We start from the raw sequence: 14,806 nt of genomic DNA on the forward strand, positions 1-14,806 counted from the left end.
GATTTAAAAAGAGAAGCCGCTGTATGGCATACAGCGGTACTCTCTTTCTTAGACCATAGAAAAAAGGAAAAGGAGGATTTCCGGTGATAAAAAAATTAACAAAAAGGAATGCATCAATACAGAAAAACACAGCTGTGGCATTTACAACAAAAGAGAAACTCCATAGCAGATTAGGAAAGGACATGAAGAAGAACTGGATACTTTATGTAATGATCCTGCCGGTCGTTATCTATTATGTTGTATTTGCATATGGCCCGCTCTACGGCATACAGTTAGCGTTTAAGGACTACATCATCAAAGATGGAATATGGGGAAGTCCCTGGGTTGGATTTGAGCATTTTACCAGGTTTTTCAGCAGCTACAATTTTGAATTATTATTAAAGAACACGATTGGAATCAGTCTTTACAGTATTTTAGTGGGATTTCCTATTCCGATTATGTTTGCTTTATTGTTAAATTATTTAAAAAACAAACATCTCAAGAAAACAATTCAAATGGCATCTTATGCCCCTTATTTTATATCCACGGTAGTTATGTGTGGTATGATTGTCATTTTTCTAAATCCGGATACAGGTATTTTTAATACTATCAGAGGGTGGCTCGGACTGGAATCTATTGATTTCCTGGGAAAACCGGAACTGTTTAAATCTATTTATGTATGGACCGGGGTATGGCAGGGACTGGGATGGAGCTCTATTATCTATATATCGGCATTATCCGGCGTAGATTATCAGCTTCATGAAGCAGCAATTGTGGATGGAGCTACAAAACTGCAGCGCATTTTCCATGTGGATCTGCCATCTATTAAACCCACCATTGTCATGCTGCTGATTCTTCAGATGGGATCACTGATGAGCGTAGGCTTTGAAAAAGTATTTTTGCTGCAGAATACCTTGAATAAAGGAGCGGCGTCTGTTATTTCTACGTATGTATATGAGGTTGGTTTGATTAATAGTGACTATGGGTATTCTACGGCAATCGGACTGTTTAATTCCGTGATTAATCTGACTTTAATCGTAGTGGCTAATCAGATTTGTAAAAAGTTTGCAGATGAGAGTCTGTTCTAGAGCGTGTTTGGAAAGGAGTTGGGTAGAAAGATGAGCAAAATAGCGAAAACAGGAAGAATAAAGCATTCTCATGCAGATAAAGTATTTGACATTGTAAATATCATACTTATGGCAGTCCTCTTAATAATATTTATATGGCCGCTATGGTTTGTGGTAATAGCGTCCTTCAGCAATCCCTCAGAGGTATGGAATGGCAATGTGGTTCTTCTGCCAAAGGGGTTTACAATGGCTGCATATGAAGCAGTCATCGAATATAAGGCCATTTGGACCGGATATGTTAATTCTATTTTTTATACGGTGGCGGGCACTCTGATTAATCTGGTTTTGACCGTATGTGCGGCTTATCCATTGGCAAGAAAAGATTTTGTGCCAAGAAATGTACTTATGTTTCTTTTCATGCTGACTATGTATTTTAGCGGTGGTCTGGTTCCTACCTATCTGATTGTGAATAAACTGCATTTGACCAATACACCATGGGCAATGATGATTCCGGGTGCAATTTCCATCTATAATGTTATTATCACAAGAACCTATTTTATAAATAGTATACCATCCAGTTTGCAGGAGGCAGCAGAGTTGGATGGTGCCAATACATACCAGTTCCTGATAAAAATAGTACTTCCGCTGTCCAAGCCTATTCTGGCTGTTATTGGACTGTATTATGCGGTTGGTCACTGGAATGATTTCTTCTCCGCATTAATCTACATTAATGATAAAAATCTAATGCCTTTACAGTCCTTCCTGCGTGATTTATTAATGACGAATAAGATGAGTCTCACAAATCTGCAGGGTCTGGATGCAGCTGCAGCAGAAGCAAAAATGCAGCTTTCCCAGACATTAAAGTATAGTGCGATTATAGTTTCTACGGTACCTGTATTATGTATCTATCCTTTTATACAGAAATATTTTGTAAAGGGTGTTATGATTGGTTCCGTCAAAGGATGAGCGCGTACGTTTTTTATTATTGTTGAAATAGAAACAATAATTTAGTATAATTATTGTATATAGTTTTCCAGAGCGTGGTTGGAAATTGGTGGAATGTATTTCAAAACACGTTCCGGAATAAATTGGACAGGAGGACAGGTCATGAATAAGGGAGGACAGGTTGTAGGTGCATTCTGGGACGTATTAAACAAGATGATGTGGCTTGATAAGTATCGTATGAAAAGCAGTCTTAAGGATTATAAACCTTCGGAGGTTCATTGTATCGAATATATTGGCAGCAATGCGGATTCCAACGTGACAAAACTTGCAGAGTCCTTTTACATGACCAGCGGTGCCATTAGTAAATTATCGAAAAAGCTTATACAAAAAGGCCTTATTGAAAGTTACCAAAAGCCGGATAACAAGAAGGAAATTTATTTTAAGCTTACTGCCCAGGGGGAAGCGGTTTACCGGGTTCATGAAGAATTACACAAAGAGTTTCAGGAGCGGGATAGAGCAGTCTTTGAGCAGGTAACAGAGGAAGAATTTGATATCATGCTTCGATTTGCAGAAAAGTATGGTGCGCATTTAGATGCCGAAATAAAGAAACTGGGTGTAGACATGAAGTCGGAAGACTATGATAAACTTTGAAAAATGAATAGGTAACGGAAGCAGTCCCATTCTAACTGGATCGGGCTGCTTTTTTTAATTTCTGTTTTGTTGACAAGGAAACAATATCATGGTAGTATAAAATTGTTTCCTAGGAAGAAAAAACGATACAGTTTTAGCGGGCAATCCGGAAGCTTATGTTATAGCTGTCACGCTTTGGAAAACACAATTAAACTATGGAACTATATACAATGATCAAAAAGGAGAACCATTACGATGCGTAATGAAACTATATTTAAAAAGGATTTTATGCTTGTTGCTGCCGGTCAGATTATTTCTTTATTTGGAAATCAGATATTACGGTATGCACTGCCGCTTTACTTATTAAATCAAACGGGCTCGTCTGCTTTGTTCGGGACAATATTAGCCTGTTCTTTTATCCCAACGCTCTTACTTTTCCCAATAGGAGGGATTTTGGCGGACCGGGTTAATAAAAGAAATATTATGGTCATTCTGGATCTTAGTACAGCTATTTTAATTTTCCTGTTTTATCTGCTGTCAGGGCAAATGGACATTGTGCCGCTTATGACTGTTACTATGATGATTTTATATGGCATACAGGGAGCTTACCAACCGGCGGTTCAGGCAAGTGTGCCTTCTCTGGTAGATACGGAACATATCATGCAGGGAAATTCAGTAATAGATTTAATCAGTTCCCTGGCAAATATGACCGGGCCGGTAATCGGAGGCATTTTGTTTTCTGTTTTTGGCTTAACCCCTATTCTGTATGTAAGCTTTGGCTGCTTTCTGGCATCGGCTGTAATGGAGATGTTTATTCATATTCCATTTGAAAAAAAGAAAACCACCGGAAATATCATTGCTATGGGATTTCATGATCTGAAAGATAGTTTTGGATTTATGTTTAAGAAGCAGCCTGTGTTATGGAAGGTATCTTTAGCATTTGCTTCGATTAATTTGTTATTAACTTCTTTAATAATGGTGGGAATACCAGTCATTATTACGCTGCATTTGGGGTTTGCAGCGGATACGGCAAACCGCCTATACGGATACGCCCAGGGAGCCATCGCCGCAGGCAGTATATTAGGAGGTCTGCTGGCGGGAGTATTTTCAAAGAAATTAAAGTTAAAGTCAAGTCCATTTATCTTAGCGGGATGCGCGCTGTGTATTCTTCTGGGAGGGTTCGCACTGCAATTGTTCACAGAATCTATGGCAGTCTATATTGCCCTGATAACCGGCTGCAGTCTGCTATTAGCACTGACCACCTTATTTTCCATCCAGGTACTGACTTGTCTGCAGATTTTAACACCCATAGAGTTAACAGGAAAAGTACTGTCATGCGTGCTGTGCATATGTATGTGCACAAATCCTCTCGGTCAGTTTATGTATGGTATTGTTTTTGAACATATAGGGAGCGTCACCTATGTTCCGTTTTATGGGGCAGGTCTGATTATGCTGGTAATTAGTTTGCTGACACGGCGCATTTTCTTTGGGATTGATCAGCTAATGGAAACCCATACGATTGTGAAAAAAGGAAAAACATAATTATAATTCCGAAATATACAAAAAAATGTGTACAATATTCCAATAATTAAAAGACATAGGTGATAGATATGGCTAAAATATACTTTATAAGAGAAAAAACAATATAAAAGAGCACATTATAGACAAATGCAAATGAAAAAAATAGAAAATAAAAAAAGTTATGATTACAGAAAAAAGTTCCTTATTGTGGAATGAATGGTAGAAAGAGAGGGAATATGGACAATTTGGAACAAAGTACAGTTGATTATGAAAAGTACCATAGATTTATATTAATGAAGAGGAGGATTAGGAATGCATCGAAAGACAGCGCTGATTACAGGTGGAGCAAGAGGGATTGGGAAACAGATTTCTTTGGATTTAGCTGAAGAAGGATACAATATTGTAGTGAATTACCGCAGTGATAAGGAAGCAGCCTGTGAGATATGTGAAAAAGCAAAAGAGATTGGTGTAGATAGTCTGGCTGTCTATGCGGATATGGGAAGTGTCAGAGATATTGAGAAAATGTATCAAATTGCCTTTGAGAACTTTGATGTCATAGATATAGTTGTGAACAATGCAGGTATCAGCCCCGAAGTGTATTTTCTGGATGCAACAGAAAAAATGTTTGATGATATGACTGCAATTGACTGGAAAGGCCTGTTCTTCAGCAGCCAGATTGCCGCTAAAAGAATGGTGGCAAAGGGTGTGAGCGGAGTAATCATTAATATTTCATCTAATCAGGTGGAAGGGTGCTGGCCAAGAGCAACTATATATGGACCGACTAAAGCGGCGGTTACAAAGTTTACCAAAAATGCGGCTATGGAGTTGGCATTAAAGGGAATCCGCATGGTTGCCGTGGCTCCGGGCTATACGGATGTAGGGTGGGATTCTGGTGATATCCGGCTGGAGGCGGCAGAACGGCTTCCTTTCAAACGATTTGCAACTACCAGGGAGATTGCCCAGGCAGTTGTCTATCTGGCATCGGATAAAGCGGCATATATTACAGGGACCTCGTTGCTGATAGAAGGAGGCGCAAGTCTTCCTGTGGTTGCCGCCAATGATTTTGTGGAGGTAAAGTAGAATGGAAGAGTATCAATACTATAATCAGCTTTTAAAAGGTGATGGAGGTGCTCTGAAAAGGGCGTTGTATAAGTCCATGGGATTTACAGATTCCGCGCTGGAAAAACCATTGATTGCCATAGTCAATACATATACCAATGCAACACCGGGTCATTATAACATAAATGAAATGTGTGAGCAGGTGAAAAAAGGTATCGAATCCAGAGGCGGTACAGCCATGGTATTTGGCAGCATTGCACCATGTGACGGCATAGCGGAAGGGCATGATGGAATGAGGTACATACTACCTTCCCGGGATTTGATAACCTCTTCGGTTGAATGTATGGTCAGGGCTCATAAATTTGATGGACTGGTATTGCTGGGTTCCTGCGACAAAATTGTGCCGGGCCTTTTGATGGCGGCTGCAAGGCTGGATATCCCATCCGTTTTCTGCAATAGCGGCCCCATGATGCCTGCCATGTATAAGAATAAACATTATGATGGAAATATTGTAACAGAGGCAGTCGGCTGGAAACAGCGGGGAGAAATCTCACAGGAAGAATTCCGGGAAATCGAAAATCTTGCGGAGCCTTGTGTTGGTTCCTGTGCCATGTTAGGTACTGCAAATACTATGGGTTGTCTGGCGGAAGCGATGGGGATGAGTTTACCGGGGAGTGGAACAGTGCCTGCAATTTATTCCAAACGCATGCAGATTGCATACTCCACGGGAGAGGTAATTGTTGATCTGGTTGCAAAAAAATTAACAGCCCGTCAGATCATTACAAAAGAATCCATTTATAATGCAATGGCCGTTTTAATGGGAATCGGCGGATCAACCAATGCCATTATGCATTTGCAGGCGATACACAAAGAAGCCGGATTAGGGGAATTGCCTCTTACACTATTTGATGAATTAAGCAAAAAAATACCTCAAATAGCATCTGTCTATCCGGCATCTCCTTACGATATGGTGGATTTTTATGAGGCCGGAGGTGTACCTGCGGTCATGAAAGAGCTGGAGTCTCTGCTCCATATGGAATGCCTCAATGTCTCCGGAAGTACCATGGAGGAGTCATTAAAACAGTTTGGCTTTAGCGGACGCAGGGAGGTAATCAAATCCATCAAAGAACCGTTTCACTTAACAGGCGGGGTAGCAGTCCTGAGAGGAAATTTAGCACCCCTTGGAGCCGTTGTAAAACCGGCAGCCATTCCGGCTCACTTAATGAGAATAGAGGGGAAGAGTCAGGTATTCCAGAGTGAACAGGAGGCCTGCCAAGCTATATTAAATGGGATGGTGGAGGAAAATACCATTATCATTCTTCGCTATGAAGGACCCAAAGGCGGACCCGGTATGCCGGAAATGTATCGTCCTATGAAATGCCTGGAAGGCATGAATTTATCAGACAGCTGTGCATTGATTACAGACGGAAGATTTTCCGGATCCAACCGGGGATGTTTTGTTGGACATATTTCACCGGAAGCCTACGAAGGAGGAATTCTTGCACTGGTGGAGGACGGGGATATGATCCGGATTGATGTGGATAAAAGAGAGCTTTCCTTATTAATAGAAGATACCGTATTAAACGAAAGAAAAAAACATTGGATCCGTCCGGAAAAAGAAGTTTTAGACGGATATCTGAATACTTACAAAAAAATCAGCCAGTCAGCGGCACAAGGCGCAGTGGTGGAATAGGAGAATCGTATGATTGAATGGAAAAATGATGATGAATTATTTGAATTAATGAGGAGTGAAATGTATTCAGCCGTAATCGGTGATATTTTAGATAAAATGGGGTATTTTCATCAGTTTCTGCCCCAGAAAATACAGCCGGTCAATTCCAAAATGGTAGTGGCGGGACGTGCAATGACGGTGTTAGAGGCAGATGCGTTCGAAGAACTTTCCAATGGGCAGAACCCGATTATGAAGAAACCCTTTGGATTGATGCTGGAAGCTTTGGATGATCTGAAAAAGAATGAGGTATATATTTGTACCGGTGCTTCTCCTTCCTACGCTCTGGTAGGAGAACTGATGTGTACCAGAATGCAGATATTAGGCGCGGCAGGGGCGGTGGCCAATGGTTTTCACAGAGATACAAATGGAATAGAGGAATTAAAATTCCCCTGTTTCTCCTATGGCAGATACGCACAGGACCAGGCTCCCAGGGGAAAAGTTATTGACTTTAGAGTGCCTGTTGAGATCGAGGGAGTGCGTATTAATCCAGGAGATATTATTTTCGGCGATTTAGAGGGGGTTCTGGTAATTCCCAAAGCAGTAGAAGCGGAAGTCATCCGGAGGGCATATGAAAAAGCTATGGGAGAAAAGATGGTGGCGGAAGCAATAAAAGGCGGAATGGGAGCGAAAGAATCATTTGACAAATATGGGATTATGTAAATAACCGGGATTTCCATGCCCGGGCAGATATGATATTATGATACCGAACATTGCACTGCTGCATTTGGGATGTATTGCACAATGGAAGTAAATGGGGTGTCGTATGCAGAGAATCATGAAAAATATGCAGATTCATGACTTCGGGAAACAGAGAAATGTGGAGAGGAGGAACTGCGAATGAAACATAGAAGAGATGTCATCGCCACCGGTCTCCAATTAGGGGAAGGGTGTATATGGGATCAGGCACGAAGTAAGGTACATTTTGTGGATATCGAAGGGTTTACTATTTACTCTTATTCCTTGCATGACAAAACCCTGGAAGCATTTAATATGGGAGATTATGTTGGCTGTATTGCGTTAAATGATCAAGGCGATTTGATTGCAGCGGTCAGGAACAAAATCATACGATTGAATCTGAGCACCGGGATGCAAGAGCCTGTTATGCAGATCAGCCTGCCTGCACATATTCGCTTTAATGATGGAAAACTGGATCCATATGGAAATCTGTGGGTCGGGACTATGGCTATTGATCAGAACCATCCAAAAGCGCAAGGGGCGGGATCCTTGTATTGTATAAAGGAAGGCAGGGTTATTTCTAAATACGATGGATTCACTATTTCTAATGGATTAGTCTGGAATCCATCAGGAGATAAATTCTATCACATCGATACCCCAGCCCAAAAGATTGACGTATATGATGTGGTGGAAGAAGGTGTCTTAAGCAATAAAAAAACAGCAGTTTTCATTGATGAAAAGGAAGGGGCTCCCGATGGAATGTGCATGGATGGCCGCGGTCAACTATGGGTTGCAATGTGGGGCGGAGGAAAGGTTCAATGTTATGACCCCGGTACAGGGGCCAAAATCAAAGAAGTGCAGGTGCCGGATCCAAATGTATCCTGCTGCATAATAGGAGGTGGGAATAAGAATTTATTATTTGTAACCACAGCTCAGGATGAACATAATAATTTAGGAAAGCTGTATATGTTTACCGGGGATCACATGCAGGAAGAGTGGTATTAGCTCTATGATGTGATTGGAAAAGGGCAAGGAAGAATAGGCAGGATATTTTTCCTTGTCCTTTTTTTGTGTGAAAATATTATCAGGTAATTTTGTAAAAAAATAAAAAGCAGACATTAAACACCTGTAATTGTGAAAAAAAGGAAAAACAGAATAATAATTCCGAAATGTACAATGAAATATGTACAACATACCGATAAGTAAAAGACATAGGAGGCAAATATGGTTAAAATATACTTCATAAGAGGCGAAAACGATATAAAAGAACACATTATATACAAAATAAAATGGGAAGAATTGCAAATACAAAAAACCATACTTACAGGTGAAAGTTCCTTATTGTGGAATGAATGGTAGAAAGAGAGGGAACATGGACAATTTGGAACAAAGTATAATGGAGATTTTGGCAAAGGGATCCTGTCAGATACAGATTCGAAATTCAGGAATTTTTCGTTTCCCGTCGGCGTACCGATTTAAGGACCATAATCATAAAGAAATTGAAATTAATTGTATTAAATCGGGCCATTGCATCATGGGAGTGGAGGGACAGTATTTTCCGCTGAAAGAAGGTGACTGCATGGTGGTTTATCCGGGGGTGCCTCATTGCTTTATTGTAGATACTCGGGAAAAGTGCAGTATTGCTCAATTGGAGTTTTGTGTACAGGCGCCGAAGACTTTGGAAGGGATATTGAGCTTTTTATGTCAGGAACCCAGATACCACAAACTGTCCAATTGTGAAATGGCATGCTGCCTTCTGGAGAGCTTGTGTAAGATTTACCGGGCGAAGAAAGAGGAAGAACAAAAAAATATTCAGCTGAAGTTGTCTATTTTTCAGCTGTTCATAGAGTTATCCGATAAAATTACAGAGAAAATACAGCAGCAGGAAAGTCATAGTAAGGCTGGAAAGATGGCAGATATCATCCGTTATATTAATGAAAATTATGAGATGGATATTAACAAAGAAAAGCTTGCGGAGCAGTTTGGAATCAGTTCCCGGTATATCCGTAAGTGTTTTGCAGAGGAGACGGGAATCAGCTGTCAGCACTATATTAATACTCTGCGGGTTGAAAAGGCAAAGGAGCTTTTGTGGTTTACATCCAATACGGTGACAGAGATTGCATTGAAAGCGGGTTTTAACAGTGCACAGTATTTTTGCCGGGTATTTCAGCAATATATGGAGATGTCGCCGTTAGAGTACCGGAATTTATGGCAGGGAAGTAAAGCGGAAGAGCTTTGCACTATAGAAGCATAGAAGGAGGAAGAATTATGGGAAGTGAATTGGAATTTGCACACATATCCAAATATTTTCCGGGTGTAAAAGCTCTGGATGATATTTGCTTTCGGGCATATGGGGGTGAGGTGCTGGCCTTCCTGGGAGAAAATGGTGCCGGTAAATCTACATTGTTGAAGGTTCTCAACGGTGATTACCAGCCGAATGCGGGGAAGTACCTTCTGGATGGAGAGGAAAAGCACTTTCGATCCCCTCACGAGGCAATTGAAGAAGGGATCAGTGTTATCTATCAGGAACGGCAGATATTAATGGAGCTCTCTGTGGCAGAAAACATCTATCTGGGAAGAATGCCGGTAAATAAATTGGGCGTTATCAATGTGAAGCAGGCAAATGAGATGGCACAGAAAATCATTAATGAATTCGGGCTTCCGATCAGGGCAAATGAAAAGGTGAAGGATTTAAGTATTGCTTATCAGCAAATGGTTGAGATTATGAAGGCTTACAGCCGAAAAAATCTAAAAGTAATCTGCTTTGATGAACCAACTGCCAGTTTGAGTGATTCAGAAATCGACAGCTTATTCAGTATTATTGAAAAGCTGAAAAAGGAACAGAAAATAGTAATCTATGTATCACACAGAATGAATGAAATACAGCAAATTACCGACAAAGTAGCTATTTTTAAGGACGGGCGGTATGTTGATACGGTTGTAACCGGAAAAGTATCAGAAAAAGAGATGATACGGATGATGGTAGGCAGGGATTTGGGAAATATTTATGAAAGCCTTGACCGCAATAAAAAGATTGGTAAGGTACTTCTGGAAGTGAAGAATGTTTCTTCTGATTATGTGAAGCCGGTATCTTTTGTACTTAGAGAAGGAGAAGTGCTGGGATTCTCGGGTCTGGTAGGAGCCGGGCGGACTGAGGTGATGCGTGCCATTATCGGAGCCGACAAGCTCCAGAGTGGAGAAGTAATCCTGGAGGGAAAGAAAATTACGAACCGGTCTCCGAAAGAGGCTATGAAAAACGGAATTGTGCTGGTGCCGGAAGACAGAAAGATGCAGGGAATTTTGTCAAATCTGAGCGTGTCGGGTAATATCAACGTATCCCTTATGGATAAAAATTCTAATAAATTTGGAATTATCGACAAGCGGAAAGAAGAGGCAGAGGCTAAAAAAGGTATCGAGTCCTTTAAAATTAAAACACCTTCCCCAGACAAAAAGATCGTTGAACTGTCCGGCGGAAATCAGCAAAAATGTATTGTAGCAAGATGGATTACCACGAACCCCAAGGTTCTTATTCTGGACGAGCCTACAAAAGGAATTGACGTAGGGGCAAAGTCAGAATTTTATCAGATGATCTGTGAATTTGCAAAGCAGGGGCTGGGAGTTATCCTGATTTCATCTGAACTTCCGGAGGTTATCGGACTTTCAGACCGCATTATTGTAATGCGTGGGCTGCATATATCAGGTGAGATTATGAGAGAAGAAGCGACAGAGGACAGGCTCTTAAGCTTGGGTATGATAGGAGAGGAAACAGAATGAAAAATACAGAGAATAAGGGAATGAATCAGAATAGCAGCAGTAAAGTTAAAGCAATAGCAGGATATATAGGAGGCGACAAGCTGGTATTGATTGGAGCAACTATTGTGGTATTTGCATTGTTTACTTCAATTAATAAAAATTTTCTTTCAATTCAGAACATGATTAACCTTTTGGTGGCAGCATCACTGGTTGGGATGGTAGCTGTGGGACATACCTACTTAATTATTGCGGGACAAAACGATTTATCCCCGGGATCCCTGGCAGCATTTTCCGGTGTTATGGTTGCACTTTTAGTGGCAAATGGAACACCCATAGTACTTGCAATTCTTCTGACCCTGGGAGCATCGGTAGTTGTTGGATTGTTCAATGCATGGATGGTAAATAAAATTAAACTGGAAGCATTTATCGCTACTTTAGTAACACAGTCCATTGTACGTGGATTTGCATTTATTATCTGTAATGGAAAACCGGTAGGTATTGCAGATGTAGGATTTTTAAAGCTGGGAAAAATTCGTTTCTTAGATATCCCGCTGGCAGTTTGGGTGATGATTATCTGTATTATTGTATTTGGCTTTATTCTTCAGAAGACAAAGTTTGGACGAAGTATCTATGCAATAGGTGGAAATAAAGAAGCTGCAAGACTTGCGGGACTGAATCCTGAAAAAATTGTTACATGCTGCTTTATCATGATGGGCGTGCTCTGTGCTATGGGAGGTATCCTGTTCTCGGCAAGAATGAATGCCGGACAGCCTTCCGCAAATGTAAACCTGGAGTTTGACGCAATTACCGCAGTTGTATTAGGCGGGGTATCATTCACCGGCGGAGTGGGAAGCATGGGCGGTACCGTACTGGGTGTTATTTTAATCCAGGCTTTTAACACAGGTCTTATAATGGTCAATGTGCCTACATTCTGGCAGTATGTTGCCCGCGGATCATTGCTTCTGTTTGCACTTGCATCCGATTATATCAGGAAAGAAAAGAGAAACAAAGAACTTCTTGCAGCAAGTATGAGAAATGCAGAATAACGGGAACAAATCACACAAAAGTGTGTTTTGGATACATATGTAAAAAGTTTTAAGGACCGGGTGCATTAATTCCATGGAGTGGTTCGGGAGCTTTTCATATCAAAAAGGAGGATAATCATGAAAGCAAAAAAATTATCAGCATTATTAATGACAGTCGTATTGGGGGCAGCAGCATTAACAGGATGCAGCAGTGAAACAGCGGAGACAGCAAAAGAAACAACGAAAGAGACAACAAAAGAAACGACAAAAGAAACAACAAAAGAAGCGGGGGAGACAACAAAGGAAACGTCACAGGAAGAAACTAAAAGCGCAGAGAATACTGCGGGAGAAGGGCAGGATAAAGATTTATTAGTCTATGGTATCTATAAAGCAGGCGATCAGACTTGGTTTATTGATGAAGGCGAAGCAGCGAAAAAAGCGGTTGAGGCTGCCGGTGGTGAATTTGTATACGTTGATGCGAAAATGAACCCGGAAGAATATTTAAAGGCAATTGATAATGCGATTGCAAACCAGGCAGACGGTATCGTGACCTGTATTCCCGATCAGACGATGTCACAGGCAGTTATTGATAAATGTACAGAAGCAAATATTCCGGTTGTAGCGGCTGATGACGCACTGCAGGATGCAAACGGCGAAAAGCTGGCACCATGGGTAGGCATCAACGCATATGTTATAGGTGAAGCTAATGGTGAGTGGATGGCTAATTACGTAAAAGAAAATAACCTTGCGGCAGATGAAGAAGTGGGAATGCTGCTGATGACAATGGATACCGTATCCAGCTGTGTGCCTCGTGCAGAAGGTGAATATGACAAATTTACAGAACTGGTTCCGGAATTTGATACAGCTAAGATCTACCGCGCGGATTATGACGGAACAACAGATAAAGGAAATACAGCGGCAGCAGCGGTAATTACAGCACATCCTGAAATTAAGAAATGGCTGGTAACAGGAGCAAATGAAGAGGGCGTTATCGGTGCAGCAAGAGCATTAGAGAGTGCAGGACTGGACAAGGATGCCTGTGCAGTAGGTCTGGGTGCTTATATGGCAAAAGACGAGTTTAAGAAAGAAGGCGGTTCCTGTGTAGTTGCTTCCGCATATTTTTCAGCAGATTCTGTAGGTGCAGGTTCCGTAGATGTTCTCCTGGGATTGATCGAAGGAAAAGAAGTTCCGCAGGAAACAGCAGTAGATGCTGTAGTAGTGACTGCAGATACTTATGAAGAGGTAATGGGCGAAGCAGCCAAATAAAGGGCAAGATGAAGGAGCAGGCAGAAGATGACAAACAGAGAGAACTTCCTGTCGCTGATCAGGCGGCAGGGATATGAATGGATTCCGGTAGAATTTGTACTTTCTCCGCATCAGCAGCAGGTTTGCAAAGAACAGCTTGGTGCAGATGATTATGAGGAATATTTCAAATTTCCATGGCGCAGGGTAGAAGATCTGCGCCTGCGCAACCATGACACAGAAAAATATCGTGTATATTATCAGACACCGCTTGCAGAGGGTGCGGATATCGACATCTGGGGTGTTGGGCATGAGAAATCGCCAAACAGTATGCATATGACCTATATGCGTAATCCACTGGAAAACATGGAAACCCTGGAGGAGATAGAGAATTATCCATATCCGGATTTTGCGAAGGCAGATGGATCCCACCAGGCGGAGCAGGTTGAAAAAATAAAAGCAAGAGATCTCATTGCGATAGGTGACATGCAGATGACAATATGGGAATGCGCCTGGTATATGAGAAGTATGGAAGAGCTGTTCTGTGATATGATGGAGGAAAATGAAATAGCTGAATTTCTATTTGATAAGGCGGCAGAGCAGTCCACAATAAGGGCTGCTGCCTATGCAAAAGCCGGGGTGGATGTATTGTTTATTGGTGATGATATCGGTATGCAGTATACGCTTATGATGAGTGAAGAGCTTTACTGCAGATGGATTAAGCCAAGACTGGCGGCACTGATTCGTACAGTAAAAGAAATTAACCCTGAAATCGTAATTTTTTATCACTCATGTGGATTTATCGAGCCCCTGATACCCCATTTAATAGAAGCAGGGGTAGAAGTTCTGAACCCTATTCAGAGTGAATGCATGGATTTTGAAGAAATCCATAAAAAGTATGGTCAGCAGATTTCATTTCACGGTACAATCGGCACACAGACTGTTATGCCTTCCGGCACCCCTCGGGAAGTGAAGGAAGCAGTCTGGAACAATCTGGATATTGCAGGGGAAAAAGGCGGACTCTTTGTGGCACCGACCCATATGCTGGAACCAGAGGTTCCACTGGAAAATATTCTGGCTTATGTGGAGGCGTGCAGAACTTATAGAAAAAAAGGCGGGAATTAAGCTGGCGGCGGGGATGAAAAACTCCAACCTTTCAAATACGCTCCGGGGAAGGG

Annotated in this window: 14 protein-coding genes; all 14 read left to right on the forward strand. The window is 41.5% G+C overall.

The window, feature by feature from the left end:
* The first annotated feature begins 83 nt into the window (after window positions 1–83).
* The 14 genes from QR40_RS17475 to QR40_RS17535 all read left to right on the forward strand — a co-directional run bounded on the left by QR40_RS17475 (window position 84) and on the right by QR40_RS17535 (window position 14,753).
* Window positions 84–1,067, forward strand: coding sequence for an ABC transporter permease (locus tag QR40_RS17475; protein WP_242858550.1), 984 nt, complete (start codon window positions 84–86; stop codon window positions 1,065–1,067).
* Window positions 1,068–1,097: 30 nt separating this feature from the next.
* The gene (locus tag QR40_RS17480; RefSeq protein ID WP_027295559.1) at window positions 1,098–2,012 is read left to right on the forward strand and encodes a carbohydrate ABC transporter permease; all 915 of its coding nucleotides are present in this window, start codon (window positions 1,098–1,100) and stop codon (window positions 2,010–2,012) included.
* Window positions 2,013–2,153: 141 nt separating this feature from the next.
* Entirely contained in the window at window positions 2,154–2,642 is a 489-nt protein-coding gene (locus QR40_RS17485; protein ID WP_027295560.1) for a MarR family transcriptional regulator, read from the forward strand.
* Between the two features lie 234 nt (window positions 2,643–2,876).
* Entirely contained in the window at window positions 2,877–4,163 is a 1,287-nt protein-coding gene (locus tag QR40_RS17490) for an MFS transporter (RefSeq protein ID WP_044296154.1), read from the forward strand.
* 291 nt (window positions 4,164–4,454) lie between these two features.
* Complete coding sequence (locus QR40_RS17495) at window positions 4,455–5,222, forward strand: SDR family NAD(P)-dependent oxidoreductase (RefSeq protein ID WP_044296155.1); 768 nt, start codon at window positions 4,455–4,457, stop codon at window positions 5,220–5,222.
* A 1-nt stretch (window position 5,223) separates the two neighbouring features.
* Window positions 5,224–6,894: a dihydroxy-acid dehydratase gene (gene ilvD, locus QR40_RS17500; protein WP_044296156.1), complete on the forward strand. Its 1,671-nt coding sequence runs from the start codon at window positions 5,224–5,226 to the stop codon at window positions 6,892–6,894.
* Window positions 6,895–6,903: 9 nt separating this feature from the next.
* Window positions 6,904–7,593 carry an RraA family protein gene (locus tag QR40_RS17505; protein WP_027295564.1) on the forward strand — a complete coding sequence of 230 codons (690 nt, stop codon included), beginning with the start codon at window positions 6,904–6,906 and terminating at the stop codon, window positions 7,591–7,593.
* Window positions 7,594–7,770: 177 nt separating this feature from the next.
* A complete protein-coding gene (locus QR40_RS17510; RefSeq protein ID WP_044296157.1) occupies window positions 7,771–8,613 on the forward strand; it encodes an SMP-30/gluconolactonase/LRE family protein in 843 nt (280 codons plus the stop codon).
* A gap of 219 nt (window positions 8,614–8,832) precedes the next feature.
* Complete coding sequence (locus tag QR40_RS32640) at window positions 8,833–8,967, forward strand: hypothetical protein (protein ID WP_255348109.1); 135 nt, start codon at window positions 8,833–8,835, stop codon at window positions 8,965–8,967.
* A 13-nt stretch (window positions 8,968–8,980) separates the two neighbouring features.
* The gene (locus QR40_RS29985; RefSeq protein ID WP_027295565.1) at window positions 8,981–9,862 is read left to right on the forward strand and encodes an AraC family transcriptional regulator; all 882 of its coding nucleotides are present in this window, start codon (window positions 8,981–8,983) and stop codon (window positions 9,860–9,862) included.
* A 14-nt stretch (window positions 9,863–9,876) separates the two neighbouring features.
* Window positions 9,877–11,382 (forward strand): sugar ABC transporter ATP-binding protein, encoded by a 1,506-nt coding sequence (locus QR40_RS17520; protein WP_027295566.1) that lies wholly within the window; start codon window positions 9,877–9,879, stop codon window positions 11,380–11,382.
* On the forward strand, window positions 11,379–12,407 hold the full coding sequence (locus QR40_RS17525; RefSeq protein WP_242858551.1) for an ABC transporter permease: 1,029 nt from the start codon (window positions 11,379–11,381) through the stop codon (window positions 12,405–12,407). The genes QR40_RS17520 and QR40_RS17525 overlap by 4 nt, the downstream gene beginning before the upstream one ends.
* 117 nt (window positions 12,408–12,524) lie before the next feature.
* A complete protein-coding gene (locus tag QR40_RS17530; protein WP_044296158.1) occupies window positions 12,525–13,652 on the forward strand; it encodes a substrate-binding domain-containing protein in 1,128 nt (375 codons plus the stop codon).
* A 27-nt stretch (window positions 13,653–13,679) separates the two neighbouring features.
* Entirely contained in the window at window positions 13,680–14,753 is a 1,074-nt protein-coding gene (locus QR40_RS17535; protein WP_027295569.1) for a uroporphyrinogen decarboxylase family protein, read from the forward strand.
* Window positions 14,754–14,806 lie beyond the last annotated feature (53 nt).

Origin of the sequence: Robinsoniella peoriensis, assembly GCF_000797495.1 — a bacterium.
In the GTDB taxonomy this organism is placed as follows: domain Bacteria; phylum Bacillota; class Clostridia; order Lachnospirales; family Lachnospiraceae; genus Robinsoniella; species Robinsoniella peoriensis.

Bases quoted from the DNA above. Each gene is read 5' to 3' on its own strand.
- QR40_RS17485 (WP_027295560.1), top strand. From the start codon at position 2,154: ATGAATAAGGGAGGACAGGTTGTAGGTGCATTCTGGGACGTATTAAAC.
- QR40_RS17495 (WP_044296155.1), top strand. From the start codon at position 4,455: ATGCATCGAAAGACAGCGCTGATTACAGGTGGAGCAAGAGGGATTGGG.
- QR40_RS17490 (WP_044296154.1), top strand. From the start codon at position 2,877: ATGCGTAATGAAACTATATTTAAAAAGGATTTTATGCTTGTTGCTGCC.
- QR40_RS17505 (WP_027295564.1), top strand. From the start codon at position 6,904: ATGATTGAATGGAAAAATGATGATGAATTATTTGAATTAATGAGGAGT.
- QR40_RS32640 (WP_255348109.1), top strand. From the start codon at position 8,833: ATGGTTAAAATATACTTCATAAGAGGCGAAAACGATATAAAAGAACAC.
- QR40_RS17530 (WP_044296158.1), top strand. From the start codon at position 12,525: ATGAAAGCAAAAAAATTATCAGCATTATTAATGACAGTCGTATTGGGG.
- QR40_RS17535 (WP_027295569.1), top strand. From the start codon at position 13,680: ATGACAAACAGAGAGAACTTCCTGTCGCTGATCAGGCGGCAGGGATAT.
- QR40_RS17480 (WP_027295559.1), top strand. From the start codon at position 1,098: ATGAGCAAAATAGCGAAAACAGGAAGAATAAAGCATTCTCATGCAGAT.
- QR40_RS17510 (WP_044296157.1), top strand. From the start codon at position 7,771: ATGAAACATAGAAGAGATGTCATCGCCACCGGTCTCCAATTAGGGGAA.
- QR40_RS29985 (WP_027295565.1), top strand. From the start codon at position 8,981: ATGGACAATTTGGAACAAAGTATAATGGAGATTTTGGCAAAGGGATCC.
- QR40_RS17525 (WP_242858551.1), top strand. From the start codon at position 11,379: ATGAAAAATACAGAGAATAAGGGAATGAATCAGAATAGCAGCAGTAAA.
- QR40_RS17520 (WP_027295566.1), top strand. From the start codon at position 9,877: ATGGGAAGTGAATTGGAATTTGCACACATATCCAAATATTTTCCGGGT.
- ilvD (WP_044296156.1), top strand. From the start codon at position 5,224: ATGGAAGAGTATCAATACTATAATCAGCTTTTAAAAGGTGATGGAGGT.